Here is a 26,979-nt window from a genome sequence, read left to right as displayed (position 1 = left end):
TCCAAGAGGATGTCGTCGTCTGTCAGGCTAATTTCATCATCCTCCAAGGTGATTTCATCCTCCAAGAGGATGTCGTCGTCTGTGCTTTTTGTATTATTTGCCAAATCGCCAGGCTCTTCTACAGGTGCCCCAGAAATCAGTCGTTCCTCTTTCCCGGAATTCCACAGCGATATCTCATCTGCGACGTCCGGCAGCCAATGTTGAACAGCATTCTCAATAATGTCTTGCGACAGATAACCAGTGAGCGTTGCAACATCAGTTGTGGTCAGCGGTCCCAATGTATGCTCCAACTGGGACTTGAGATACCTTGGCCCATAAAGTTGAGTTTGAAGAAACAGATTCTTTACTGCCCACACTAGTGTTTGAACGGCGGCAATTTGGTCACTGGACGCATTGGATAAGTCCGTTAGGTCGAGATCTTTGAGTATTAGTTTAACATTTTGATACTGGATATCATTGCTTAGAAGCATATCCATGAAAACCGTTAGCTCTCCATAGGTTTGTTCTGGCCAGTAGCCTATTGGGCTATTCCGCTCCGCTAGGGTCCACGTGTCAATGTCAGGCAAACTAAGAATAGCTATCCCTTTCTCCGTCGCTCTTCCTTCGCCTTCTATCTGACCGGTGTGGCATTCACCACAGGCATCTGCAAAGGGGGCCGAAACCATTGCGATTCCATCAGGGTCCGGTTGGTGACAGTTTATACAAGAACTTAAGTCTTGCTGGTTATCCGATGGGGAATTGAAGTGTGTATCAAAATGTTTGATATGGTCAAAGTTTATCCGTGTTCTTCTTTTGTAAGGATAAGTTTCGTAGCCTGGGTGACCCTCTGAAAAGCCTGTAAATTTTTCTCCATGACATTCTAGGCAGGCTACATTTTCTGTCTCTGCAAAAGCGGCGCCCTGGTGTTCTTTGTGACAAGTGGCGCATGTCAGGGAGTCACTATTTCGCGTTTCAAAGTTCCACACAATATTTCTCAGCAGAGGAGTAATGCCAGGAGATGGGTCAGCCTCTGAAGGCCAGTGCGCTTTGATGGGGGAAGAAGTCCGCGCCTCGATACCGTGCTGTTTGAGGGGCATACTTCCTAGGTCATGGCAGTCCAGGCATGCTTTTGCGTCATCATGGCGCCGATCTCCTGATAGGGCGGTGTGTACCCATTCCTGAGGGCCACCACTAAAGGCTGTGTGACAAAGGCCACAGTCAGAAAGTTGGGAATGAGTTGTCGAAAGTGCGCCCGGAGAGATAAAAAAACTTCCGTTGTTATATCCCAGAGACACGAGAACAATTCCAACTACCGCTGCAGCTAACCATTGGCTAGCGAGTGCTCTCTTGGAGCGCCAACTGCGGATAGGTGTGCAACGGGCGTTAACCGAGAGGCAGCAATCCCCGTTTGGAAGGGGGCCATCTGAGCACGGTCCACCAAATTTTGATGTGCGTGTGCAGTGCCATCGTGAGCCTTCTTTGCGCGGGGTGCATTCCGCCTCAACTATGCATCTTCCGCGAGGATTGGGACCAATTTCACATTCTTGCCCATCAGAGGTTCTGCCACAAATCCATTTTTGATTCGGGCGGGCATATTGGCTATCCCGATATGAAAATCTTTGAAGTGCTCTCAACCTAAATTCCCCCGCCGAATGCGTAGGCAAGGACTACGTGGAGGAGCGTCAGAAGGATGGTGCTGTAGGCGAGCGGGACATGGAACAATAGCCACCCCTTTAAGGTAATTTGTAGGGCGTATTGGTAATCTAGATCATCCTTTTTCGTTGCCAGTTCTCTAAGTTGAGACGCAAACTTTCGCTCAGCATCATTTAGATACCTATCCATATTGTCGAGTTCTCTTAGAGTATTGGCAAANCCCCGGTTGGANCCGCGAAGATGACTCAGNAGTTTGTTTGGCTGNGAAAAGAATGGGGCAAGGTGCNCTATATAATGNTCGCTCAGNGTCGAGGAGCCGGTTTCCGTTGCGCACTTTATCGAAATATCTTCNGCNCTTCTTCGAAGCTCNGCCATGAATCCTGGTATTCTCTCAAAGATTACCTCCTCTCCACGCCTAGTTAACAGCGGAGGAAGGTGCCGATCCAAGTAATATCCAACCACGCCACTAAGAAAAAGACTGGAAAACATCGCTCCCAGTAACATCTCGAACCAGCCTGTCGGAATGCCCCAGTCAATGTGGATGGCAAAGACCAGACCTGATAGAAGCCCGAGATAAACATGGAATTGAAGCCACGACGTGGCAGTTCCAATCGGTAAAACACTAATTTTTTTCCGGATGCTGTATGCTGTCAGAATACTAATAAGGCCTGCGAGCGTCCACCCAGAGAAATAACTCTTATTGTGGAGTGTTAGCCCATATGTTTCGTGCCCCACGAAGAAAACAAGAAATAGAGATAGAATAGCCAGGGTTTTGCGGANAATTCGTTGACGCCGCTTTGTCATCTATCTATCCAGTCAGCCAGCGCACCTAAATTAGTGAGGTCCACGCGGGTTAAGGCGTTGTGCGGGCAGGCGTTTGCACACGCGGGGCCTCCAATCTGGTCGATNCAAAGGTCGCACTTAGTGGCCTTTGGAATTCGGGCTCCGCTAGCACTATCCTTGATAAAGGTGCCGTTCTGGTCACGTACATCCACCATTCTGATATTGTCATATGGGCAGGAGTTTGCGCAGGTGGCGCAGCCAATACAACTCTCGTCATTAATAATAACTTGGCCCTCAGCAGAGGCCCTGTGAATAGCACCGGTTGGACAGCCAATCATGCAGACAGGATCAGCGCAATGCATGCAGGCATTAGCCACCATATAGTGGTCGTAACGTGGGCCGTGTCGATTAAAGCGAGGATTATTATTATGGGCATTTGCACACGCGACAACACACTCATCGCAACGCACGCAANTGTCGAGATCAATTAACATTGTTGCGCTACCGTTCATGAATCGGCGTTCGACAAGAAATTCCAGCATGCCCGGTTCAATCGAACCAGCTTTGCTTTCCTCTGGTTGAGATTTTTTTTGATTAATATTTTTATTAGGAAGCAAGTTGCGTAACATTGACGGGGAAAGAGTAGGTAAAACTAACTCTTCAATAATTTTTGTGGGAACGCGAAGTATGTCTGTATAGCCCAAAGCTCTTAAACTTGTCTGCAGGGGCAAGAAATTGTCATTTTCCCAATTGTGAATTATTTCCTTTAGGCCAAAAACCTTTCCTTTACCAATATATTCTAGTGTTCGATGCCCATGGTTCAAAATGTGACTAACCCGCGCATAGCCCGAACGTATTAGCAATAAACCATCCGGGTAATCTCCCTCTTGCACTATAATTGGTTCTCGGGTTACTTGGTCAGTGGAACGAGATCCACTTTCAAGATTGTATGAGGTATGCCAATCGAAATTTCCATAGGTTTCAAACAAGGTCTCATTAGCTATAGCTGTAATTGTAGTTTCGCTGAGGTGCTTGAATAAGGAAGTTTCTTGTAGGTGTGTCCGGAGACTTCTCTCACGATATTTGGCATCAATATGCTTTTTATATCCGTCGTCTCTTTTCCGAAGCTCGCGGAATCCCTGCCAACGAATTTCTAACACCTTGGTATCACCACGCGCGAAAACTGTGGCCGTTCTTCTTGTTCGAGCAAGAGCTGCAATTTCGCCAAAGGTATCACCAGGACCAAACGGGGCAGTGCCATACTTATCCAAAATAGCCGGGACATCTTGTAGGAAGATGCGGATTTCACTTTGGCTTTCTCGGCGCCCAGTGCCGTACCCATCGGATATTTGGTAAGTGTTCCGAATTTCGGGGTAACGGCGTTTTCCCAATAGCTGCTTTAGTGAGCTAAGCACCCCTTTTTTTCGTGATGCCGTTCTTCCAAGCATGGCTTCCGGCAAGTCNGGGTTTAGAACTACTCTGGCTTCGCCCTCTAGTATTAGGAAAGCGGAATTACCATAGTCATCTTTTCTTACAATCAGGTCCCCATCGTTGTAAGAGACTATTCGCGTGTCGTTTCTAATTATNCCTGGCAACGATTGTGAGGCAGGGAAACGTTCGGGATCCATACTTGCGAATGGTTCTAGGCAGAGGATGTGGTCCACATCCTTTTCAGTCATATCAGCGCCAAAAGGGGTATCCCAACGTTGCGGACGTTGGATGGTTACCACTTTATCCATTTGTCGCTCCCGCGTTTACAGCGCAACGATAGACCAGAGTTTATTTGAGTTGTGGTAGAAGTGCGTCAATTGCTTGAAGACTTCCACCGTCATAATTCGCTGCCAGTTTAAGCGCTTCCCTNTTTACCTCGTTAGCAGCAGCCAACAACTGTTCTTCGTTGTTAAGTTTTAATTTGGCTGCGCTAGCAATAGCGAGGATTTGTCCAATTTCTGGAATATCGACAAGCTCTGCTATTTTTTCTATCCGTTTCTCTGCAATTTTAGCTCTTTTTGCCATCGCAACCGCGTAGTTGGCTTTTTCAGTAGCCTTAGCGACGCCTCGTAGTGCGAATTCTAGGTCTAACGTCTGTCCAAGGATGTACATTAAGCGCTGACGGGGCATTGGAGCAATTTCNTTCTCTTTTGTGTGCCAGATGTTGTGCCGTATGTTGCCTTGGCTCCAGGCTACTAGTTCAAACTTACTGCCAGCAGGGTGCCCGCCCACATTAACTAATTTTTCGTTCGGGACGGTGTGGCATTGGTAGCAATTTTCTGCAACCTTATAGAGGTNTGCTGGTCGAATAAAACCAGCTGCTACGGAAGTTTCATAGCGTGTCTTGCGATGGTCTGGATCTTCGTTTTCGGCTGTAATTCCTTTGCCGCCAAAATCACTATGCACATCAATCCAGTTTTTGCCCGCCCCATGGCAGGACTCACAGGTAATGCCGGCTATAGGCTTGATCTTCCCGTCAACGTCAGCCGAGGTGAAGTGACAACTAAGGCAGTCACTCTCATTCTTAATTCTTCGAATGCCCATTGCTTTGGCAATCTCTTTGGCCTTTTCACTTCTTGGNAAGTTCTGAAATGTAGTCGCGTGGGGCGTTGCCTTCCAGATTTCNACTGACTTTTTATGGCATTCACCGCAGGCGTCNGGTCCGCGGACTTCNTCTGGATTAATTTTTAATTCGGTCGCGAAGGCNGNNTGCATATANCCAGTTATTGNTAAAATAANAAGGAGNGGCNTTAAANGATTNACTGCTCGGTNTAACTTGTTNTTCAGTGGCATTATTTCCAATCTCCGTAAAAGTNTCGCGTCCTTNANTTATNGGTTGGCTNANAGGACTAGGCATCCAGTATTAACTTTGTTTTTGGTATAGNGATGCAGGTCAGNCAAGAGCTGCTTTCCGGCAANGTTCCNGGTTCTTCAATATACTCTACTTCTCCTTGTTTCAACGCAGTTAAGCAAGTTCCACAGCTTCCAGCCCGGCATCCTGATTCTATAGTAATGTTATGGGTTTCTGCCAGCTCCAAAATAGAGCTACAAGATCCATCCCATTCAATGGTTTTCGACGACTTAGAAAATTCGATCTCAAGCCTTTTTTGAGAAGACAGAGCTTTACTTTGTCGTGAGGTTTCAGAAGTTTTTTTTATGCTGGCTGGGCCGAAGGACTCGAAATTAATATCGGTATCCGGAACACCCCACTCCTTGAGGCCAGACGTAAGGGCTTCCATCATTGCCCCTGGGCCACAAATATAAAATTCATAATTGTTTGAGGTGAGCTTTGATTTGAGGAGTTCTAGAGTCACTCTTCCTTTATAATTGTAATCTCGTCCTTCCACGTCTTCCCTGCTAGGCTGGCTGATGCATATTTCAGCATGAACGTTTTTATTTTGAGCGGCTAACCCTTTTATTCGGTCTCGCATTATGTATTCATCGCTAGNTCTTATTCCGTAAAATAACCAGCANTCCCGACCGGAGTCAGTTTCACATATCCCTTCCAGCATACTTAACATAGGTGTAACGCCAATGCCTCCACCTATTAAAACCACGGGTTTGTTTCTGGATAAATCGAGAGTAAAGTTGCCGGAGGGCGCCTTTACATCGACAATGTCATCTTCCGCTACTTCCCGGTGAAAAAAATTAGAGGATAATCCTGGTTCAATGTTTGCAGTATCAGGGGGGGGGTCGAGCCGCTTGATGCTTATGCGGTAGTGGTCGTTTTGAAAGGGCGAGTCAGATAAGGAATAGCATCGTATGAGTGGTTTTTCGATCTCCCTTCGTTTTAGGCTGAATGTTAGGTATTGGCCTGGCTGGAATCGAGGAAAAGGCTTGCCGTCATGGGGAACCAGATAAAAGGATTTAATGTCCCTCGCCTCATCACTGATGCGACGAACTCTAAATTTCCTGAACCCTGACCAAGTGGTGGCCGCCGCTTCCTGCGTGAGTTGCTCTTGTTTAACTTCTGCTAAAACTCTTGTCCGCAAGGCTTGCAGGTTAAGTTTTTGCTGAGCCCGTGCATATAAAACCGAACGCAGTGAGCTATAAAAAAATAGCAGTGCCTGTAGGGCAATGAGAGCAACAAGAACTATGCCTAAGTCATACATCACTGATGCGGTATTAAAATCTCTTAGCATTCTGGGCGCCTATGCTGATTCGACAGAGTGGATCATATTTGAATTGAGCGATTGGTAAACAGGAGTGTTTGGCGTGCGCCAATTGCATTCATATGATGTTAACTGTTCATTGCCCTTAGTATACTGTCAAGACCTCAAACCGAGCTCCCGCCCCATCAGAAATGAGGTTGTTAAAAGTGTAAAAAGACTCGATTTGAATTTGAAAATACTGGCCCACGGCTTGTTGNAGTTGGTAGCCAATAGCTACCGAATCATTACCTGATCCTCCAAAATCTTTCTTCGTTGCTAATTCGAGTACTAAATTGGTGCGTCGATGGTTCCAGAAGGCTTGATAGCCCAGTGCAAATCCAACATCATCATCCACAAATGGGCTAATCTCGGCGCCATGGGTGCTGAGGTTTGGGGAAGCAAATAGCACACCTACATTTGCTAGAGGTCCTCCGACAATTGCTTCACGGCCAGCCTGGGTGAAGTTACCAATAGCGATATACGGGTTAAAATAGGCAATGTCTTTTGAGCCATGCGGCGTCACTGAAAACTCACCGGTAATAAATGTTCCGTTGCCAACAGTATTTCCAGGTATTTCGGAGTCTAAGGCTAGGGAGCTGTTAATACGAAATGCGGTGCTCATTCCACCCAGAGATCGGATTCTTTGAATGGCGGCTAGGCCCAGATAGGCAGCGTCGCCCGATCTATCCGAGGCATTATCATCCACGTAAATAGTATCAATATTAAACGTGCTGACTGGAGCATCGANAGCCGTAAACAAAGCATACATGTTAGCNTTTGAACCACGAACCCGATCATTNCGGTCGAGCCTATCCCAGGCCCACATGCCAGACATGCGAAGGTTGGAGGTCCCCGGGAAATTCAGGTTGTTTCGGACTAGTCCTATAGCATCCACAGTGTCATTTATTATAATTCCCTCTTGGAAGGTAATTGGTTGGCGGCCCAAGCTAAACCCAAAATCTATCGGAGTTATTCCAGCTTTATCGAGGTTTGGCGCTAGACTGCCAATATCNCCCTCAAAAAATAAGGTTTCAATATCTAGATTAAGTTCATTTTTGAAATCTTTGTCGGAACCATCAAAGGTGTACCTTGTAAATCGTCCTGGTGAATTATTATCGGTCGGTCGCAGCCCCAGAAGAATTTTTTCCGTTCCTGTTAACTGTAGATTCGCATAGTAATCCAGCCTGTTAGAGATTTCCGTGTCGCGGTCCCGGCCTTCTGCTCCATCGTCAAAGGACTGTATTACCGACCGATTAAAAACATAATTCCATAACCTCGGTTGCCAGACCGCTCCTAGTATCGGNACCTTAAAGCCAGAACTAAGCTTACCGGTGTCTAAGAAGCCATCTCCAAGCTCTATATGGAGGCGAGGTCGATCGGGGATTTGGCCGGCTCCCTGGAAGGGAATATATTCATCTTTTAGGGTTTGGACGCCATAGCGTTGGCCAAGCGGCCAGAGCCAGTCATACCAAGNNTTATNTTCCATTGACTTAGCGANAGCTANGTCAGTTGTTCCAAGATAAACTGCACATAACAAAATGGTGAATTTGGTCCAACCGGACATCGTGACCCTCTCTTAAAAACTCCCTAATATCAACAAGCAACACTGAGCTTATGCCCGCACCAAATGCCGAATGAGTACTTAATACTCTGTGAAGGGCTCCATGTTCAAGGCCGGCGTGAAACCGTTTATCCGTCCACGTTGTTGCCGGCTTCCGCGCTATCTAGTGAGTCCTTTGAGGAGTTCGTGTGAACATCAAAAATTAATTCATGTTCCCATAGCACTTGCGCGCCAGCTATGAGGGCGTCACCAGCCTCTCTCGGAGTTAACCCATAATCAAAACCAACATCCTGCATAGCGATTAACAGGTTAACGGGTGCAGGCTGCTGAATTACTTTGATAACTGCTTTGTATGGCCCTTTTCCAGTCAGAGCATTTGCCTCTACAACATATCTCCCCCAACGCTCACCCAGAGGCTCAATACCTTTCTTGTGATTTCGTTCAGTCAATGGTTCCCCGGTAAATACGAGAGAGAGCGGGGACGGCAAAACGCGAGGCAGGGCAGTGACNGGATAGGGAATTGGAATGACGTGNTCGATCTCACCTCCCCTTCCATTCTGAGTAACGAACAGAGATTGTAGACTAAGGAGGTGTGGATCGAGCTCGACCTCTCCCGCGTGTACATAAGATGAATGGCCGTCACGCAGATCACCATTTGGATCCCGGTCCCCGGACACGAAAACAACTTCCCCATCTGCATCTGTGACGGTCACCTCAAGCCAAACCAAACGTTCTCCAGTGAAGCCGGTTGGTACATTGTGCCCATCTGTTCCGCTCTTCAACTGAGCTCGAAAAACGATACCATTGTTATCGGCCTGATCTGTTAAAACTTCCCCCAGAACATATCCATTCCGCAATACTTCAAGTCGCTTTTCTGCAGCTAGTTCAAGCCGTTCCAACTGATGGTCAATTATTTCTCTGGCATCATATCGATCATCGATAGATTGCCAACGTTCTGGGAAAGAGCTGTCATCTTCAACTAAATCTTCAAAATCGTCAGTACCCCAGCCAGCTTCGACATCAAATTCCAGCCATTCCTTCATAGTGGCCATTCGTTGGGCTTCTATATTGTGGGGAAATAGTCCAGGATGAATGATAGAATAGTCAGGACCTGCAAAGGTGTGGTTTGTGATTTTCCTGGACTCGGTTTCAACTCCTCCTACCACTGCAGCAGGACCATGCTCGTAGCCCGAGGCTATACCCTGGANCTTCCCCATGTGACAGTCTTGGCAGGTCTCGCCTCTAGCCGCTGCCGGCGAGGTTCTATACTCGCTGAAGGCTTCCTCAAGTCTAAAGCCATTAAAAAGGGTTACATCGTGGCAGGTCCCACAGAACATTGGGTCAGAAATACTAGTAAATTGTTTTGCTTCTTTATGGATCTTTCGTCCCGACTCCTCTGGGTCGGTGACAACCCGATATTCATGAGTGTTATCAAGAACTCTAGCCAATTCCCGATTCCCGTCTGGCCCATATACGGCTTCGGTTACGCCACCCTCCACTAGGGCCAGGCGGCCGCTTGCTTTNTTATAGCTCCTGTCTATGCGATGGCAGACCACGCAGGTGATGCCTTCACGAGAAGTAGGGTGTCGCTCGAGGTTCGATGCAAATTGATCTTCTCCNAGGTTGGCNCCCACTTGGTTGTGGCAACGGAGGCAAAANTCACCATTTGAGCCATTGGCAAGTTGGTTAATCTTATTACTTAGGGAGAGATAGACTGGGCTTAGCTGTGAATACGAGTGTTGCGAAATAGACCACTCAGAATAGTGTTTGGGATGACATGTGCCGCAGGTTGCAGCGGACGGGAACCGGGTTTCAGCAAACAAGGCCTCGTGTTGCCGAGCTGCTTCTGCTGCAATATCTTCCTGNTCGNTTGNGGATTCAGGCAAGTTNTCCTCTAGAGTTAAATCTTGATCTTCCAGNAANAGGTCATCGCNGTCGTCAATTAGCAAATCGCTATCCANNTCCTCGGNCGCAAGGATCTCATCCGTTAGCAATTCGTCCGTNAGTAATTCCTCATCCGAGTGGGCAGGCCCGATAATTAGTCCAAGCGCTATCGTCAGGAAGAGAGGGTTATAAAAACGCCACCTAAACAGGTATCGGTGGGACAAGTTACCATAGCTCAAATAACCATGCGCGTACTTACCTAAATGATCAAACCCAAACATGTGTATCCTACTCTCTAGTGAAATGCTTCCAACTTTTCATCTGGGCTTATACGAAGCCCGTCTCTCCATTCTAAGCTAGTCCTTGTCGGCTGGCTGATTGTAGCGGGCCGCATTCTATTACCCCATGTTCATAAGTACAAATAAAATTCCTGATGCATTAATATATGCTCTTAACCGATAATTGGATCACTTCAATATTTTTTCGAAGACAATTGNTGTGGATTCCCAANAGAGACCTTGTTCCAGAAAAAGCGGGACAAACAAACTTTAGGTGGATAAAAGTGGTCAGAGTGTGGGTGTTAAGGGTTGTGGAGCCAATATTCGATGCGTGATGTACTGGAAGCTCTGATTTTTGTCCCAGTGCCCCTACTTTTCACCTTATTAGTAGGGCTGGTTGTCTGGCGTTATAGAAGGTTAAGTTTTTCGTTAATATGCGGTGCGACAGTACTTTTGGTGATATTAAGTTTACCAGTAACCCCAGCCTTGCTGGTNCAGCCGCTCAATATGGAACCCCGCCTCGTTGGCGAAACCACGCCTGATGCAATCTTGGTGCCAACGGCCGGGATATATAGGGATCCNAGCGGTAGGTGGTGGTCCAATAATACGGGAATAGCTCGGGCGGTTAGTGGGAGCCAATTGAGCCGGGAGCAAGGCGTTCCACTTATCCTNTCTGGCGGCACTCCTGGCGGAGAACCGGTTAGCGAAGCCGAAGTTGTTGCCGAACAATTGGGCTTAGGGGGTCCATCTTTGATCTTGGAGCATGGGGCTGAAAACACGTGGGATACTGCAATAGCAGCTTCGAGGATAATNAGTGAGTGGGGTGGACAACGAGTATTAGTCGTCACATCCGCAGCACATGCAAAACGCATGGCTGCTTCGCTGCGNGCCCAAGGGTTGGAGGTGTTTGTAACAACGGCACGAAACACCGTCGCTACTAGAGTTCGGCTGTTTGGGGACTGGTTTCCAACGTCTTCAGGCCTGGGGTCATCGCGGGCGCTTTTGTATGAATATATTGCAATACTCTACTATTTAATGAAGGGATACATCGACTTTGAGGACTTAGTTTAGGATATCACGGGAGGTAGTGCCTAGTCCTCTAGTTGAAAACGAATTGGGATAAGCTTCGTGCTTTCCACTGTGGTATCTCTTATTTTTGCCGGAACAAAGCTCCACTCGGTTACAGCGGCAACGGCTGCTTCGTCTAATAGTGATACTCCGCTTGTNTCAGATACGGAGATATTCTTCACNGATCCGGTGTTGGTTACCAAAACTGATAATACCACCCGTCCTTCGAGCCCCTCNCGGCGCGCTCTTCTGGGGTAAGAGGGAGGTACGTTAAGTAGCTCTGTTGATTGGTATTTGGCCGTATTTTCGTGTCGATCAAGGATTCTTAGCAGCGTTTCCCCAGAAACTGAATTTGGCAGGGCTAAGTGTGCGAGGGGCTTCCCATTANCTACATGATTATGTTGTAAAGGGTGGGATGGGATAGGCGCGGGTGGCAAGGATTCACTATGAAGAACCGCTCTAAATCTTGATGTTGACCTCAATTCGGNAGGGTTCCTTGGTAGATTGTCAGTGGGGCCCTCTGTCTCCCTTAGGCTCAGCGCGNTGGTCGCCTGTGCTGGTTTAGGAAGTGCCGTTGGCTGGATTTTTTTCCAGCTTGTTGTGTCAATAGTCTCCCGCGGCCCAAGTTCCTTTTCGTCGCCAGTTGGCGTTATTTGGTCTAAATGGGTGAGGCTATTGGGTACNTGTATTCTCTGTTGGGCCACTGCCGTGGGCGTGGTAACCGGATTCCCTGGATGCCTAATAGGAGGCATCGGGGGTAGGGAGTGGCNTATCACCGCAATTTCTTGGGTATGGCTTTCGGATGTCTTGTCGGTAAGAAGGGTCAGGACTATGTCGGTTTGATAACTCTGGACATCCTTGGTGGGGGTGGCATCNGAAAACAAAATAATGGCCATAACATGCAGAAGGGTTGAGAAACCCAGAGCAGCAGCAAGTATGCTATAGCCTAATTTCATCTTGACCCAGTACATTTTCGTGTACGATAATTTCTGCGCTTTGACAGACTGAAGTGATTGAAATGAAAATATTATTCATTGAGGGTGGGCCAGAAGCAATTAAAATTGCCAAGTGAGACCAACCCGTGCGACACGCCCTGACAACGGGTATACGTTGGCAACTCGAGTGTTTGTAGTGCTNCGCACTCCATAGTTGTAGTATTTATGGTCCAAAACGTTGGAGATTTCTACGGACCACTTTGAAGCNCCATAAATAGATGGGCCAATATTCCCATACAAACCAAAATCAAAAAGGTAATAAGCAGGAATTTGCTCTCCTTCATTACTTTCATCGTTATCTAGTCTGGCTTGATCAACATAGTGNGCATTCAACTTCGCGTTAAGGAGGGAGGGAACTATGTTCCAAGTTGCNGCGCCGCCAAGCTGCCACTGCGGGACCAAAGGAACAATATTGCCGGAGAAAATACCTTGGCGGTAAGTTGCCCTTACGATGCTCGAGTAGGCTGAGAGAGTAACGGATGGAGACAACGCATATGAGGTGTTTAGTTCGGCTCCAACACGTTTAGTCGGATCGGTGTTCTCGTTTAGACCGAAACCGCCACCCAGGGTGGGATCAAACCGCAGCTCGTTGGTTAACTTCATAAGAAAGCCACTCAGTGCAGCATGAGACCTTGGAGTTGTGTAGGACAGCCCCAGTTCAAGGTCGTTAGAGGTCTGGGTATTGAGCTTAAAGGTATTGGTATCAGAACTGCCTATGCGCTCATCAATCGTTGGCAATCTGATTGCTCTGCTTGTTCGAGCAAAACCTGAGATTTTTTCCGACATCTGGTAGCCAAGACCAAGGTTATAGACATAATTTCGTTCGGTCCGCCTAGTGGAGTCATGGTCAGTCTCGAATCCGCCCCCCGGTGCATCGTTATCGATTTCATCGCCGGCTGTAAATCCAGTCCAACTCAGCCGAAGCCCAGCGGTTAGGGTCAGGTTATCTAATAGAGTTACTTCATTTTGCGCATAAATGCCCATAGCGCTTTGATAGGCATNNTAACGATGAAAATATGGGTCTCCGGGGTTTTGTTTCCGGTCCGAGTCATAATTTGAGTGATATAAATCTAGGCCTATTTTAGTTGCATTGAGGCGCCCGTTGTATCCCCAGAAAATGTCAGCTCTGGGTGTAACTGATACCGTCGTCAGAACCGTGTCGACTATGCTGAAAACCCGTGAATCTTGATCTTTGGATCGAAATCCAGCGTCTATAACAAACGTGTTATCGTTCGGGAGTTGGCCGGTCACTCCTATATCCACTCGTAACCCGCGTTGCAGAGCTTTGTCAATCAGCGATGCCGCTTCTTCAGGAGAGTCGGTAAATTGGTTTGTTCCCGCAGCCCGGTTAATTTGGCGGGCTCCCGGTAAGCCAACCGACTGAAAGTCAGTTCCTAGTTTTAGGAATATCTCGTTTGCATCTCCAGTATAACGTAACTGAGTCACCAAATTTTTTTGTATGAGATCATTGTTATCTCGGAAGGCCTCCCCATGAATGAAATTTGTTGCTGCACTAACGGAGTACCGGCCTGCTGACTGTTTGGCCGACATCTTCACTGTGTGAGTTTGCCCGGGGTGGGAAAAAGAGTAACCGGTCTCAGCGGCATCTTGATAAGAAGTCGGTGATTTTGTGACAATATTAATGACGCCCCCAACCGCTCCGTCACCATATAGTACAGATCCAGCGTGACCACGGATAATTTCTATGTACGCAATATTGTTGAGTGGCAGGTTGGAAAAGTCCACGGCTGCTAGGNCTACATCATTTAGGCGTCGACCATCTAAAAGAATAAGCGTGTTTTGTGTTCCTACGGCTCCAAAGCCGCGCATGTCTACTGTGGCTTCTGTGCCATTTGTGCCTGAGAAGAGGTCACGACTATGAATGCCTACTTGAAGGCCAAGCAATTGCGGAAGGTCTTCCGACGGTGAGTTTACTATCTCTTCGGATGTAATAATTGTAACGGAGGCCGCACCTTGGCTCTGGGTCAATCTCGTTGAGGAAACAACTAATTCATCGGTTACTTGGGAATCAGAAGAAGCAGAATATGTNCTAAGGAGGATGAAGTAGGTAAGGGCCATCCAGGCGGGAAAGGTAATAAATTGTTTGTTCATATCGAATCCTTGCCAGACTTTGCAAATCACACAAAAACAAGGTCCGCAGNAACGTTCCGCAAAATAAGGCTCTTACAAGATAANCAGTGTGGTCCAGTCACAAAGATATCCAGTGCTCCAGCCATCCTGGAGAGCCTTGCGGCGGCGATCTGCCAACCCAACGTCGCGCCACCGCAAACGGATTCCGTCCCAAGGGATCTCCTCGCTCCCCTAGAGGGTGACTTTACTGTGGCAGGTCTCCTGGCTTGCTGTTTTTCATGCGAATTTTGCCTTCCCAGTCGAAACCAGTGGCGTACCCTAAACGCGCACAAACAGCACACAGTTGCGGGAGCAGCTGCGGCATTTGCCGTAATGANGGCGTTACCGCATTCCCTATTACCTCCAGTGGAGGACCACATCTGTCCATAGATTAGAAAAATATTTGGTCGCTTTTCAAGCCCGATGAAGTGANCTTATGGTTTTTTTTTGCACAAAAATATATTTAGTAAGAGCGCCGGGTGGCCGTGGGTGTTTTGATAACATTCGGCGGGCCTTATTAATGGGACTTCTGATCAGTGCAGATTGGTTGCGGCCGCAAGAGTGGTAAGTTGTAGCCTTAGAGTTTGCGTTTATATAGGTTAAGAAGACGTTCCCAGTGGCGTTCAGCAGCAGCCTTATCGTAGCACCAGCGTTCTGGAAATGCGAAACCATGGTGAACATTTGTGTACATTTCTATTTCGCCGGGCGCTTGGGATTGCTCAAAAAGCGATCGAAGTTCCTCGACCATTGGCAGTGGGGCCAAATCGTCATGTTCGGCACACGCGATGTATACTTCTGCGTTTGTTTTATCAAAAGTTCTATGCGGACTTTCCTCTGCATCATTAACAAGCCATGTTCCNTAGAAAGAAGCGGCTGCACCAATTTGATCGGGAAATCGAGCTGCCGCCGCCAGAGCATAAGGCCCGCTCATGCAATATCCGTGACATCCCATTGGACTATCACAGACCTCTTCTCTGCTTTTTACGAAATCAAACAGCGCGTTCAGATCATTCATAACAGGGGGGATAGTCATCTTAGTTCGGATGGCGCGCATTCTTTTCCATTCGGGGCTGCCTTCATTCAGCACCGTTGGTCCGAAAATAGGGTTGTCTCCTGCCCTGTAGTAGAGATTAGGCAACGCGACGAAATAACCATTGGTGGCAAGACGGCGTGCCATATCCTTGAGCTCTTCTCGAACTCCAGGGGCATCCATTAGGAGAAATACAGCTGGGGTAGGCCGCTCGCGTTCGGGCCAAACTAAGAACGTTTCCATAGCCCCATCGGCTGTTTGGACGGCATAGGTTTCTTCAATCATTCTGTGTCATCTGGCTTTGCCCTGAGGGGGCCATTAACTGCAATTAATTATCAGTTTAGTCACTTCGACTGGTGACCTCAATTAAGTGGTAGCCGAACTGTGTTTTCACTGGACCTTGTACTTCATTAAGCTCTGCACTGAATACAACCGTGTCAAATTCGGGGACCATTTGGCCTGGTCCNAAGGATCCAAGATCTCCTCCGCTTCGTGCCGAAGGGCAGGTAGAATGTTCTCGGGCTACCTCTGCAAAGTCTTCACCTCCAATAATTTTAGTCTTCAGTTCATTGCAGAGTGCTTCGTCTTCCACAAGAATATGCCTTGCCTGTGCTTGTGCCATGGTGTGCTCCCAATGTGTGTTGTTTCGAAACCCATATTCCTTATTGCTCGGCAATCAATCGCTCCTAAAGCCTATAACATCAATTAGCCGAGATGGCTACTTGAACGCCCTAGAAAAGTCGGAACAGTATGCTTAAATTATTAGCTGGCATCTCAATAACTTTTTCTAGCCAAAAGCCACTGGCCTTTGCCAAGTTTGAGACATCCTCAAGACTCCTTAGACCCCAAAGCGGGTTTCGTTCCTTCAGAGACTTGTCAAAGGTGACATTTGATGCTGCTGTCGGAACATTGGGGCGGGNGTAGGGTCCATACAGAAAGATGGGGCTCTCTGGTGTCAATATNGCCTTGGCGCGGGAAAAGAGAGCCTCAGTCGCCTGCCACGGAGATATATGCACCATGTTAATACAAATAAGTGCATTGAAATNTCNGCTTGGCCAACCATCTTCTTGAACGTTGAGATTGAGTGGCTCCAAAATATTGCTTAAGCCTGATTGTTCAGTGTTGGCAATAATAGATGTTCTTGCCGACAAATCGGGATCGCTGGGNTGCCAGACTAAGTCTGGNAAGCTCTCGGCGAAGCAAACAACGTGAACGCCGCTTCCGCTGGCAATCTCCAGAACGGAACCCGTTTTCGGAAGAGCTAGTGCCAAAACCTCACGTATTGGCAACTTGTTTCTGTCTGCTGCGGTGTTTTGTTGCATAGAATTCTTGGTACCTCGAAACGGCTGATTGATTTGCTCTGTCAGCCCCAGTGGGCGCTTGTTTTGCATAAAAATCAGATTTAAGCAATCAAGTTGCTTTCAAAGCTACGGCCAGATGAAAAGTTCAAGTGACCAATTACGGCCTTAATATATTTTTAAAGATTCAATGAAAAATATAGAAATTCTGGTACTATCGGTTTCCCCGTTCTTTTCTGAGTAGCTTTTGGGGAACGTTTTTTGGGGGGGGACTATGCAGCGCTATGTTTTGCGAAGATTGTTGGCAGTCATACCAACGCTATTCTTTGCTAGTATTATCGTGTTCATGGTTATTAGGATTCTTCCTGGGGATGCCGTTGACCTCATAATAAAAAGCAGTCCTTTCATGGAGGATAGCGAGCAACTCAGGAAAGAGATTGAGGCGGATTTGGGCTTGGATAAGCCCATGCATATCCAATATTTCTACTGGGTCCGCGATATAGTGGTGTACCGCGATCTTGGGACATCTTTAATTCGTGAGACTCCGGTTGGCCCAGACATTGCAGAGCGTGTCCCGGTAACTATGACCATGGGCATTCTCGCAGTGGTGTTTGCCCTAGCGATCTCTATCCCCATCGGGGTTTATTCAGCAATGAAGCAGGATACTATTGGTGACCATGTTGGNCGAAGCTTTGCNATATTGGGGCTTGCCATACCTAGTTTCTGGCTNGGAACAATGATNGTTATCCTTCCGGCTATTTGGTGGGGTTGGTCTCCACCCTCACGCCTTNTTCCGTTTTTTGATGATCCATTCNGGTATCTCTCCGTTTTTGTAACCCCGGCGGCAATCNTGGGGGCGTCTTTGGCTGCGGTTACAATGAGAATGACGCGNACCATGATGCTNGAGGTATTGAGGCAAGACTATATAAGAACNGCNCGGGCAAAGGGTTTGAGTGAAACTCTGGTGGTAATGCGGCACGCCATTCGAAACGCTNTGATNCCCGTNATNACTTTAATTGGATTATTTGTTCCTTACATAATTGGNGGCACTGTNATTCTGGAANGAATTTTTGATATTCCGGGTATAGGGCAACTTCTGCTTCTAGCTGTACAAGATCGAGATTACCCAGTCATTACGGGTATTTTTCTTATGGTCGGTATATTTGTCATTTCGGTTAATCTAATTGTGGATCTAAGCTATGGCTTGCTTGACCCCAAGGTTAGGGATCAAGAATAGATGGCGGATATCTCAGGGCAGGCTGGGGTGANTGCCCCGAAGGTGAGGATAGGGCAGTGGGGGCGCTTGGCAGATTTTACCAGAAGACTTTTTAGGGAAAAGCCTCTTGGTGCTTTTGGGGCAGTAATGTGTTTGGTCTTTTTGGTAACCGGCGCATTTGCGGATTTCATTGCTCCTTTTGGTTATAATGAAATGAACCCTATCGATAGGTTGGAACCACCTTCCATGGAGTATTTGCTGGGGACCGATCAGATTGGACGAGATGTTTTCAGTAGAATTGTTCATGGCGCTCGTACGTCCTTAATTATCGGGTTTTCAGCTGCGTTTTTCTCAATAATTATCTCCTGTGTTATCGGAATTACGACAGGTTATTTTCGTGGAAAGTTTGATATGTTAGTACAACGAATGGTGGATGCTTGGATGAGCTTTCCCGATTTGGTTGTCGTTATTGTGGCGGTTTCTGTATTCGGTCCAGGCATTTGGCAGGTAATTCTTGTCCTGAGCCTGCTTTATGGCATTGCGGGTTCTCGAATTGTGCGTAGTGCGGTATTAACCGTTAAAGAAAATGACTACGTGCATGCGGCGGAGTCTGTTGGTGTGTCAACCATCAGGATTTTATTGAGACATATTTTGCCNAACATCATGGCTCCTGTCATTGTTCTGTTCACCACGCGTTTAGCAGCAGTGATTCTAGTTGAGGCCGGATTGAGTTTTTTAGGATTGGGAGTTCCGCCACCCGCTCCGAGTTGGGGGGGCATGCTGAGTTTTGAGGGCCGTAGTTATATGTTTCAGGCTCCGTGGCTTGCCATAATGCCTGGCCTGGCGATCACGTTTGTGGTGTACAATATTAACATGTTTGGTGATGCCTTACGCGACCTGTTGGACCCCCGAATGCGCGGTTCGGGGCTTAAGCAGAAACTGGACATGTAGACCTAGGGAAGGGNGTTGTTTATGTGGTTTTTTAGGTCAGCGCCAATATATGCTCGGATGCGNATAGATCAAAGACTGAAAAAAGAACTTGGGTGCTGATGATGCCAAGGGATACTTCTCATGAATTACAGTAGCGAGGCGCCTCCTCTTCTCGAAGTAAGGGAGTTGAAGACCTATTTTCGGTCTGACGGAGGAATAGTCAAAGCGGTTGACGGTGTATCTTTCACGGTAGAGGCAGGAGAGACCGTTGCAATAGTTGGTGAGAGTGGTTCGGGAAAAAGTGTAACGGCACTCTCNGTTTTAAGATTGATACCAAATCCACCGGGAGAAATAGTTTCTGGTCAAATCNGGTTTNCCGGAACNGATCTCCTCGAGTTATCAGAACCTGAAGCAAGGAAAATTAGGGGCGATAGAATCGCCATGATTTTTCAGGAGCCAATGACATCTCTAAATCCATCTCTTACCATAGGGCGGCAAGTTGGCGAACCTATAGAGATTCATAGAAAATCCTTGNCCAAGGTAGTACGGGAAAAGTGTGTGGATCTCCTTCAAAAAGTGCGAATACCTGATCCGGAACGGCGNGTCTCTTCATTCCCGCATGAATTTTCAGGTGGCATGCGGCAGCGCGCCATGATTGCTATGGGGTTGGCGTGTGAGCCCGAGCTCATCATAGCAGACGAGCCGACAACAGCTTTGGACGTAACCGTGCAGGCGCAGGTTCTAGACTTGCTTAAGGAATTAACGAGAGAAAGCCAGGCTGCCCTGNTTCTTATTACCCATGATCTCGGAGTGGTGGCGAGATATGCAGACAGAGTGAACGTAATGTATGCTGGAAAGATAATAGAGACGGGCACAGCTCGAGATATTTATAACGACCCTCGTCATCCCTATACCCTCGGCTTAATGAACTCCGTGCCAAAGTTAAATAATGGTGAAAAAGCGCCTCTCGAGCCAATAGAAGGGCAGCCTCCCGATCTTAGTAATATGCCGCCAGGGTGTTCGTTCGAGCCGCGATGCCCATACTCTACGGAGCAGTGTAGATCGGAGCAGCCAGAACTTTCTCTAATCTCAGATAAACATGCGTTTGCGTGTTGGGTGAATGTTAAAGATGTTAGCTAATCCATTGTTATCTGTCGAAAATTTAAGGGTAGAATTTCCTATTTCGTCAGGGGTGTTGGGGTCTGGTACAGCAGGGACAGTCAAAGCGGTGGATGGCGTTAGTTTTAACTTGATCTCTGGAGAGACCCTGGGTGTGGTTGGTGAAAGTGGTTGTGGGAAAACAACCACCGGCCTGGCCATCCTGAGAATGCTAGGCATTGCAGGTGGGCGAATANTTTTTGATGGCAAAGATATTACTAATTTAACTCGGGGTCAGATGCGCCCAATAAGAAAGAAAATGCAAATGGTCTATCAGGATCCATTTGGTGCATTGGATCCGCGCATGCGGGTAAGGGATATTATTGGCGAACCTCTTATTGCTCACGACGAAGCCAAGGACAAGGCTAAGTTCCGAGTTCGCATTGAGGAGTTACTCGATATAGTGGGATTGGACGGTCGAATGGGGGAGCGTTATCCGCACGAGTTCTCTGGGGGACAACGTCAACGAATAGGCATTGCCAGGGCACTTGCACTCAATCCAAAGCTTATAATTTGTGATGAACCCGTTTCGGCGCTAGATGTNTCAATCCAGGCGCAAATCATCAATCTACTTGAATCGCTCCAGAAAAAACTTGGTCTTACCTATATATTCATCGCCCACGATCTTTCTGTGGTCCAGCACATAAGTGATCGGGTAATGGTGATGTACTTGGGAANAGTAGTAGAGATAGCGAGNCACACGGAATTGTATAAANACCCCAAGCATCCATATACANAGGCTNTGTTNTCGGCGGTGCCCACCCCNTCACCGGATGCAGAGGCACAACGTGAAGTGGTGTTGCTGGAAGGNGAAGTTCCTAGNCCGCTGAATCCCCCGAAGGGTTGCCCCTTTCANCCTAGATGTCCGGTGGCCCGGCCAGAGTGNAGTGTGAAGGCGCCNGAAGTAGTNGTTGATTCAGTTGGTCATCAAGTTTCATGTCATCTTTTTTCGTAAGTCAGTGTGTCCAAGGCAGAGAGTAAAATAGAAATAGAGGCTATCAGCGCGGTCACATTCGTTACACGTAAAATGCGGGAATCCGTAAAATTTTATTCTGCCCTCGGATTTTNGCTCGCACGAGGTGATGAGGAGTCTACTTTTTCAACATTTCGCGTTGGGGCCCAGTACTTAAATCTTAGTGTAGAGCCGGGAGGCCCGACGAAATCTGAAGGTCAGGCTTCTTGGGGCCGAATTATATTCTACGTTGGTGATGTGGACGATATTTATGCGCGCGCGGTGCGGGCTGATTTGGAGCCTTCTTTTTCGCCGAGGAACGCAATTTGGGGGGAGCGGTATTTTCATATACTTGATCCCGATGGTAACGAGGTTAGTTTTGCCAGGAGAATTTCGACAACTACCGGGAAATGAGCCCTTCCTTAAAACATCGGGGCGAAATTATAATTTCTTTGTCCTTGGGTCGTTAGTCTGGGGACGGTTTTTGCCAGTTGTTAAAACAGTAAAGACTGTCAACAAACTAACTGCGCCGACGCACCAGAAAACAGAATTTGCTGAATAGTGATCTAGAATATAGCCAAATAAGGGCGGGGCAAGAACGCCTGCAACGTTAAATCCTGTAGAAACAAATCCAAAAACCTTCCCCATTTCGGTGGGTGGTGCTAGGGATCGTATTAGCATGTCTCTGGAGGGAGATACTGTTCCCGAGAAAAAGCCGGCACAAACGAGCAGCACAGCGATGACCCAGAGATTAAGGTCTATCCCCGCTAAGCAGAAGAAAACAACTGAGAGTAAGACGAAACAACTGGCAGCAAACACGTGATGATTCTGTATTCGGTCCGCGATCCATCCCCCGCACAGGACACCTATGGGAGAAGCAAAAAGGTATGCCGATAAAATGGCTGCTGCATCGGCAACGGTAATTCCATGGATCACGGTTAGGGTCGATACGCCAAAAGTGCTGACGCCATAACCCATTATAGCTATTCCAAGGAAAAACAGAGCTCCTAGCAATACAGGCAAACTGAATAGTAGTTTGAGTCCGTCTTGGGTGGAGCGCGGCGTATTTTTCTCTGGGTCAGATGTTGGGTCTTTGAGAACAGAGGAGTTAATCGCAATGCATAGGGTAATCGCTAAGCCAAAGAGACCGCACGCAATTAGACCACTTTTCCAATCCGCAATATAAATNAGAAGGACCATAGTGCCAGGGGCNACNGCATTTCCTAGCATTCCGGAGGCAGTGTGTATTGAAAATGCCTTGCCCATTCGCTGGTGAGCCACCGAAGCGTTTAATATGGCGTAGTCAGCCGGGTGGTAGACCGCATTTGCTAGCCCTGCTAGAGCCATCATAGCAACAAGCATCCAATAGCTTGGCCACAANCCAATACAAATAAATGCAAGCGATTCAAGGNCAAGCCCGGCAATTAATATCTTTCTTGCCCCTATTCGGTCCACCAAGAACCCGATAGGTGCTTGAGTTAATCCCGTAATCAAGCTGAACGCTGCGATTGCTAACCCAAGTTCCGTATACCCAACACCAAATTCTGTGCGAAGCAGAGGGAAGAGTGGCGGGATTAAGAGCATATAAAAGTGGCTTACAAAATGGCCGGTGCTTACCAGTCCTATCACTTTGTAATTGTCGGAAAAGGCCGAACGTGCTTGCGTCATTAAAATATCAACTAAAATTAACTGAGTGCTATATCTTGTCTAACGAATCCATGCTTACTGTTTTCATATGTGGTCTTTTTGTCATCCTCACTCTTCCTTATTTTTAGACAAGGAGAACCCTTCTGGAGTGATAACAGCAGGATCATCGTTGAGAAATACAACTTCGCACATACATCCCTCGACTTTGTAATGGTTGGCCATTTCGTGACAGCCTTGGGTGGCAACGCGAATAGCAGCTTCGTCTGTTGCCATAGAATACGAAAATCCAATNGCCTCAAAGATCCCACTGGCTAGGAAATCACGGCCAATTTTGCTCCAGGGTATGCAAGCCACACCAGCTTTTCTTGATTGTTGCACGGTATAGCTCAGTTGCCATTTTTCCATAGTTCTGTGAAATACATCCCCCAGCTCTGAGCTGAGGGTTGTTTTTTTTTCCTCGTCGGCATTAGCAGATGAGAGAGGTGCTGCGAGACTAATTAGCATACACCATAGGAGGACGCATTTGTGGGGCCTTAGTGCCATTATTAGATTACCTAGTTTGTTTTGCTTCGGAAGGTATATTGGCGGAATGATGTGTTTTCAGCAAGCTGCTCACTTTTGCTGAAAAAGATTGAGGTAAGAAGGTTTAACGAAGCGCGAAATCCATATAGTGTGAAGCANATTTGANTAGCTTGTTAGGGACAACAGGAGCATTGATAATGAGTCAAGAAAGGGTCTTCCAGGGAGTTTACGTGGCATTGGCTACACCAATGACACCAGAATCAGAGCTTAATGAGGGTGCGTTGCGGCAACTTCTAGATTTCAACATTGACTCTGGCGTCGATGGATTTTGGATCGCCGGCGGGGGTGGTGAGAGTGTTCTACTTGATGATGATGAGAATCGTCGGATAGCAGAAATCTCCGCGGAGCAGGTCGCTGGTCGAGCAAAAATTATAATGCACGTCGGTGCTCCGACGACCAAACGGGCTGCGGCTATGGCTGAGCACGCGTCAAATGTAGGTGTGGATGCAATTTGTTGTGTGCCTCCATTTTTTTATGGACAGCCGGCCGATGCCATAGCTGAACATTACCGGGCAGTGTCTGAGAGCGCTGGCTTACCTTTTTTTGCATATAATCTTCCTAGTTCTACGGGTGTTGAGATAACTCCAGATATGATGGCTCTTTTTCAGGAAAGGGTTCCCAATATGGAGGGATTGAAGCACTCAGCTTTTGGTTTCCACTATGTTCGTGAGTTTGTGCGAATGGGGTTGAGCTGTTTTATAGGCTTTAGCTCACTGACCTTGCCCGCACTGAGTATGGGTGCCGTAGGAACTGTAGATGGCCCTCCGGGAATAGCGCCCGAGTATTGGGTGGAATTATGGCAGGCATTTAGGGATGGGGACATGGATAGAGCGCTAGCCGCTCAAGATAAAGCAATAGATGTATGTAATTTGATTTGGCACGGTAAAATAGGTGGCTACCATCCGGTATTGAAGGCGGCCATAAAATACCGAACGGGGATAGATTGTGGCGCTCCGAGAGCTCCAGGCCAGCCTTTATCACCCGAGAAAGATGCGCTACTTAAAAAGCACCTTTCTGAGATGGGGCTTTTGAAGAATAGTTAATGTCATCCCTTTTCATTGTGAGAAGGGATACAGTTGTGTTGGGGTAAAATGGTAGAACGTAGTCAGCATGAAACTTGGAATATAACCAAGGAAACCGTGTCCTCTGAACAAGGAGTGGTGGCTAGCCATCATTACTTGGCTTCAGATGTCGGAGCAGAGGTGCTTGGCCGTGGAGGTAACGCTGTGGATGCGGCGGTTGCCACTAGCCTCGCAATCGGGACGGTGGAGCCATGGATGAGTGGGCTTGGCGGCGGCGGGTTTATGATGGTTTACCTTGCGTCCGAAAATACAACGTACGCAGTAGACTTTGGTATGGTCGCCCCGCGTGATCTCAATCCCGACGACTATCCACTCACTGGCAGTAATGCTGCCGACCTTTTTGGTTGGCCGGAGGTTCTGGAAAATAGAAATTTAATCGGATACCCATCTATTGCCGTGCCCGGGTATGTTGCGGGCATCTCGACGGCTGCCGCAAAATTCGGTTCGCTTCCGTGGGAAGATCTAATAACCCCGGCCGTTGAAATGGCTGAAACGGGAATGATTTCGGATTGGTATGCTACTCTCATGATCTCAACTGCTGCAGCGCAGTTGAAAAAATTTCCAGAAAGTCAGAAAGTATATTTGCCAGATGGCTTTCCTCCAGTCGGGGAGTGGGGAAGGCCGCCGCCGGGGATAGTTCTGGGGAAGTTGGCGGAAACTTACCGAAGGTTGCGAGATTCAGGTCCTAGGGATTTCTACGAAGGAAAGCTGGCAGACTCACTGGTGTCAGACTTGAAGGCTGGCGGCAGTGTTCTATCCAAGGTTGACCTGGCAAAATATGAGGCAAAGGTTCACCCTGCCCTGGAAGGGAAATATAAAGACGTTGCTATTAGTGTTGCGCCAGGCCTGACCGCAGGGCCTACTCTTTTGGATACTTTCCAACGCCTGGGTGACCGGGCAAAGGGGGAAACTCCTGATCCTGAGACCTATCAGGCGTACGCAGAAAGTCTCAGCGAGGCCTATCAGCACAGATTTGATACTATGGGAGACAGTAATGAAGCTACCTCTCCATCATGTACTACCCATATTAGTGTCGCCGATGGCGAAGGTAACTTTGTTGCTTTGACGCAGACCTTATTGTCTCTATTTGGATCAAAGGTGATGTTACCCAATAGCGGGGTCCTCATGAACAATGGCATAATGTGGTTTGATCCGAGACCAGGGCGTCCAAATTCTATCCAGCCTGGACGGAAGCCCTTATCCAATATGTGCCCAACAATTTTTAGTCACAATGGGATCCGGACTGCCCTTGGGGCTTCGGGTGGGAGACGCATCATGCCGGCCGTATTTCAATTGATGTCGTTTTTAACGGATTTTGGCATGGATGTGGGGTCTGCCGCTGCGCAACCCAGAATTGATGTTAGTGGAGGAGATACTCTGAGCTTAGATAACCGGTTGTCCCCAGAGATAGAGAAAGAGATAAGCAAGAAATATTCGGTTGAGAGGGGGCACCATGGCGTGTACCCATCATTGTACGCTTGTCCTAACTTAGTAAGTGGTGCAATTGGTGGAGGGCCCGTGACAGGTGCCGCCTTCATACCTTCGCCCTGGGCTAAGGTTTCGGCGCCCGCTTAGTATGGTGTGCAAGAGCTATGTTAAAATTTCGATATAAATTTTTGTGTAATAGTAATGTATTAAGCCGTGCTTTCTGCACGGCGTTAAGCTTTGCTTTGCTGGTGTGTTTTGGCCCTGGTCCAAGGGCTGAGGGTTTGCCGCGGACCTTCGGATGGACCGCTTATGGCACTACTTCCTCGGGCTATGCAGTGTCTGTGGCTATCGGGAACGCGCTAGCAGATGATGGTTACCGTTTACGTGTAATTCCAGCAAAAAATGATATATCTCGACTTACTCCACTCCGTGCAAAAAGGGTTCACTTTGCTGCGACTGGGATAGGTAGCTACCTTGCTCAAGAAGGTGTCAACGATTTTGGAACACGCCGTTGGGGCCCCCAGAAACTTCGACTTATTATGATGTCATGGTCTAATACCAATACGGTTGTTGCGGCAGCTACCATGGACACGGGTGTAAAGACTGTGAAGGACTTGGCCGGGAAACGGGTCGTCTGGGTAATTGGGGCCCCTGCTTTGAACATGAATATGGAAGGGGTGTTGGCATTTGGTGATCTGGATTGGTCGGATGTTACCCGGGTGGTAGTCGGGGGGCAAAAGGCCGCTATGCAAGGTTTAATTGAGGGTACCATTGATGCAGCCATTGCTAGTACGAATACATCAGCTTTGTATCAGTTGGCTGGCTCCCCTAGAGGGTTGTATTTTATTCCGAAGCCGCACGATGATGTTGCAGGCTGGCATCGCATGAACCTCAAGGCTCCGTGGAGAAAACCCTCAATTGGTACCGCAGGAGTGGATCTCTCGGTTGAGAATCCTTTGGAAGGCGGCAGTTACGGTTACCCCATCTTAATTACATACGCCACCAGAGATGAGCAAATGGCCTACGATCTTGCGAAGCTCATCCATATCAATTACGAGGAGTTCAAGGATGCGCACTTTAGTGGTGTGGGTTTTGCAATGGAGCGTCAGGTGTTTGATTGGATCGTGCCGTATCATGATGGTGCGGTTCGATATTTTAGGGAAATAGGCGTCTGGACTGAGAA

At 47.7% G+C, this 26,979-nt stretch carries 23 protein-coding genes and 1 riboswitch; of the genes, 9 read left to right on the top strand and 14 right to left on the bottom strand.

Going from position 1 to position 26,979, the window contains the following annotated elements:
• The 7 genes from CMM32_00810 to CMM32_00780 form a co-directional block, all read right to left on the bottom strand.
• On the bottom strand, positions 1–1,613 hold a 1,613-nt coding region (locus CMM32_00810), incomplete at its 3' end, for a hypothetical protein (protein MBT05449.1).
• Between the two features lies 1 nt (position 1,614).
• The gene (locus CMM32_00805; protein ID MBT05448.1) at positions 1,615–2,436 is read right to left on the bottom strand and encodes a hypothetical protein; all 822 of its coding nucleotides are present in this window, start codon (positions 2,434–2,436) and stop codon (positions 1,615–1,617) included.
• A complete protein-coding gene (locus CMM32_00800) occupies positions 2,433–4,154 on the bottom strand; it encodes a hypothetical protein (GenBank protein ID MBT05447.1) in 1,722 nt (573 codons plus the stop codon). The genes CMM32_00805 and CMM32_00800 overlap by 4 nt, the downstream gene beginning before the upstream one ends.
• Positions 4,155–4,194: 40 nt before the next feature.
• A complete protein-coding gene (locus CMM32_00795; protein MBT05446.1) occupies positions 4,195–5,199 on the bottom strand; it encodes a hypothetical protein in 1,005 nt (334 codons plus the stop codon).
• Positions 5,200–5,255: 56 nt separating this feature from the next.
• Entirely contained in the window at positions 5,256–6,548 is a 1,293-nt protein-coding gene (locus tag CMM32_00790) for a hypothetical protein (GenBank protein MBT05445.1), read from the bottom strand.
• A 115-nt stretch (positions 6,549–6,663) separates the two neighbouring features.
• Positions 6,664–8,121 (bottom strand): hypothetical protein, encoded by a 1,458-nt coding sequence (locus tag CMM32_00785; GenBank protein MBT05444.1) that lies wholly within the window; start codon positions 8,119–8,121, stop codon positions 6,664–6,666.
• A 125-nt stretch (positions 8,122–8,246) separates the two neighbouring features.
• Complete coding sequence (locus CMM32_00780) at positions 8,247–10,283, bottom strand: hypothetical protein (GenBank protein ID MBT05443.1); 2,037 nt, start codon at positions 10,281–10,283, stop codon at positions 8,247–8,249.
• Between the two features lie 324 nt (positions 10,284–10,607).
• On the opposite strand from CMM32_00780, the gene CMM32_00775 reads away from it, so the two are divergent.
• The gene (locus CMM32_00775) at positions 10,608–11,351 is read left to right on the top strand and encodes a hypothetical protein (GenBank protein MBT05442.1); all 744 of its coding nucleotides are present in this window, start codon (positions 10,608–10,610) and stop codon (positions 11,349–11,351) included.
• Between the two features lie 20 nt (positions 11,352–11,371).
• Here the strand turns inward: CMM32_00775 and CMM32_00770 are convergent, their stop codons facing one another.
• The 5 genes from CMM32_00770 to CMM32_00750 form a co-directional block, all read right to left on the bottom strand.
• On the bottom strand, positions 11,372–12,319 hold the full coding sequence (locus tag CMM32_00770; protein MBT05441.1) for a hypothetical protein: 948 nt from the start codon (positions 12,317–12,319) through the stop codon (positions 11,372–11,374).
• An 84-nt stretch (positions 12,320–12,403) separates the two neighbouring features.
• The gene (locus CMM32_00765; GenBank protein MBT05440.1) at positions 12,404–14,455 is read right to left on the bottom strand and encodes a hypothetical protein; all 2,052 of its coding nucleotides are present in this window, start codon (positions 14,453–14,455) and stop codon (positions 12,404–12,406) included.
• Positions 14,456–14,667: 212 nt separating this feature from the next.
• Positions 14,668–14,867: riboswitch (cobalamin riboswitch) on the bottom strand.
• A gap of 183 nt (positions 14,868–15,050) precedes the next feature.
• Complete coding sequence (locus CMM32_00760; GenBank protein ID MBT05439.1) at positions 15,051–15,788, bottom strand: hydrolase; 738 nt, start codon at positions 15,786–15,788, stop codon at positions 15,051–15,053.
• Between the two features lie 55 nt (positions 15,789–15,843).
• The gene (locus CMM32_00755) at positions 15,844–16,125 is read right to left on the bottom strand and encodes a peptidylprolyl isomerase (protein ID MBT05438.1); all 282 of its coding nucleotides are present in this window, start codon (positions 16,123–16,125) and stop codon (positions 15,844–15,846) included.
• Between the two features lie 109 nt (positions 16,126–16,234).
• Entirely contained in the window at positions 16,235–16,825 is a 591-nt protein-coding gene (locus CMM32_00750) for an SAM-dependent methyltransferase (GenBank protein ID MBT05437.1), read from the bottom strand.
• 250 nt (positions 16,826–17,075) lie between these two features.
• Here CMM32_00750 and CMM32_00745 point away from each other — a divergent pair, with 250 nt between their 5' ends.
• From CMM32_00745 to CMM32_00725, 5 genes are all read left to right on the top strand, one after another.
• A complete protein-coding gene (locus tag CMM32_00745; GenBank protein ID MBT05436.1) occupies positions 17,076–18,038 on the top strand; it encodes a glutathione ABC transporter permease GsiC in 963 nt (320 codons plus the stop codon).
• Positions 18,039–18,968, top strand: coding sequence for an ABC transporter permease (locus tag CMM32_00740; GenBank protein MBT05435.1), 930 nt, complete (start codon positions 18,039–18,041; stop codon positions 18,966–18,968). It begins immediately after the preceding gene.
• A gap of 120 nt (positions 18,969–19,088) precedes the next feature.
• On the top strand, positions 19,089–20,087 hold the full coding sequence (locus tag CMM32_00735; GenBank protein MBT05434.1) for a peptide ABC transporter ATP-binding protein: 999 nt from the start codon (positions 19,089–19,091) through the stop codon (positions 20,085–20,087).
• Positions 20,077–21,060, top strand: a complete 984-nt coding sequence (locus CMM32_00730; GenBank protein MBT05433.1) for a peptide ABC transporter ATP-binding protein — start codon at positions 20,077–20,079, stop codon at positions 21,058–21,060. Before CMM32_00735 ends, CMM32_00730 begins: the two co-directional genes overlap by 11 nt.
• Positions 21,061–21,132: 72 nt before the next feature.
• Positions 21,133–21,471: a glyoxalase gene (locus CMM32_00725; GenBank protein MBT05432.1), complete on the top strand. Its 339-nt coding sequence runs from the start codon at positions 21,133–21,135 to the stop codon at positions 21,469–21,471.
• A gap of 27 nt (positions 21,472–21,498) precedes the next feature.
• On the opposite strand, the gene CMM32_00720 is transcribed toward CMM32_00725, so the two are convergent.
• Positions 21,499–22,725, bottom strand: coding sequence for an MFS transporter (locus CMM32_00720; GenBank protein ID MBT05431.1), 1,227 nt, complete (start codon positions 22,723–22,725; stop codon positions 21,499–21,501).
• Positions 22,726–22,812: 87 nt separating this feature from the next.
• The gene (locus CMM32_00715; protein ID MBT05430.1) at positions 22,813–23,208 is read right to left on the bottom strand and encodes a hypothetical protein; all 396 of its coding nucleotides are present in this window, start codon (positions 23,206–23,208) and stop codon (positions 22,813–22,815) included.
• A gap of 215 nt (positions 23,209–23,423) precedes the next feature.
• Here CMM32_00715 and CMM32_00710 point away from each other — a divergent pair, with 215 nt between their 5' ends.
• The 3 genes from CMM32_00710 to CMM32_00700 all read left to right on the top strand — a co-directional run.
• Positions 23,424–24,329, top strand: coding sequence for a hypothetical protein (locus CMM32_00710; protein MBT05429.1), 906 nt, complete (start codon positions 23,424–23,426; stop codon positions 24,327–24,329).
• A 48-nt stretch (positions 24,330–24,377) separates the two neighbouring features.
• Positions 24,378–25,943 carry a gamma-glutamyltransferase gene (locus tag CMM32_00705; protein MBT05428.1) on the top strand — a complete coding sequence of 522 codons (1,566 nt, stop codon included), beginning with the start codon at positions 24,378–24,380 and terminating at the stop codon, positions 25,941–25,943.
• A 17-nt stretch (positions 25,944–25,960) separates the two neighbouring features.
• The coding region (locus CMM32_00700; GenBank protein ID MBT05427.1) for a C4-dicarboxylate ABC transporter at positions 25,961–26,979 on the top strand (1,019 nt) is incomplete at its 3' end.

It is taken from the genome of Rhodospirillaceae bacterium, assembly GCA_002728255.1.
In the GTDB taxonomy this organism is placed as follows: Bacteria; Pseudomonadota; Alphaproteobacteria; order UBA7887; family UBA7887.
The sequence above is the reverse complement of the archived record's forward strand: the minus strand, read 5'-3'. Positions and strand labels throughout refer to the sequence as shown.

Coding starts and splice junctions, on each gene's coding strand:
- CMM32_00710 (MBT05429.1), top strand. CDS start 23,424: ATGAGTCAAGAAAGGGTCTTCCAGGGAGTTTACGTGGCATTGGCTACA.
- CMM32_00705 (MBT05428.1), top strand. CDS start 24,378: ATGGTAGAACGTAGTCAGCATGAAACTTGGAATATAACCAAGGAAACC.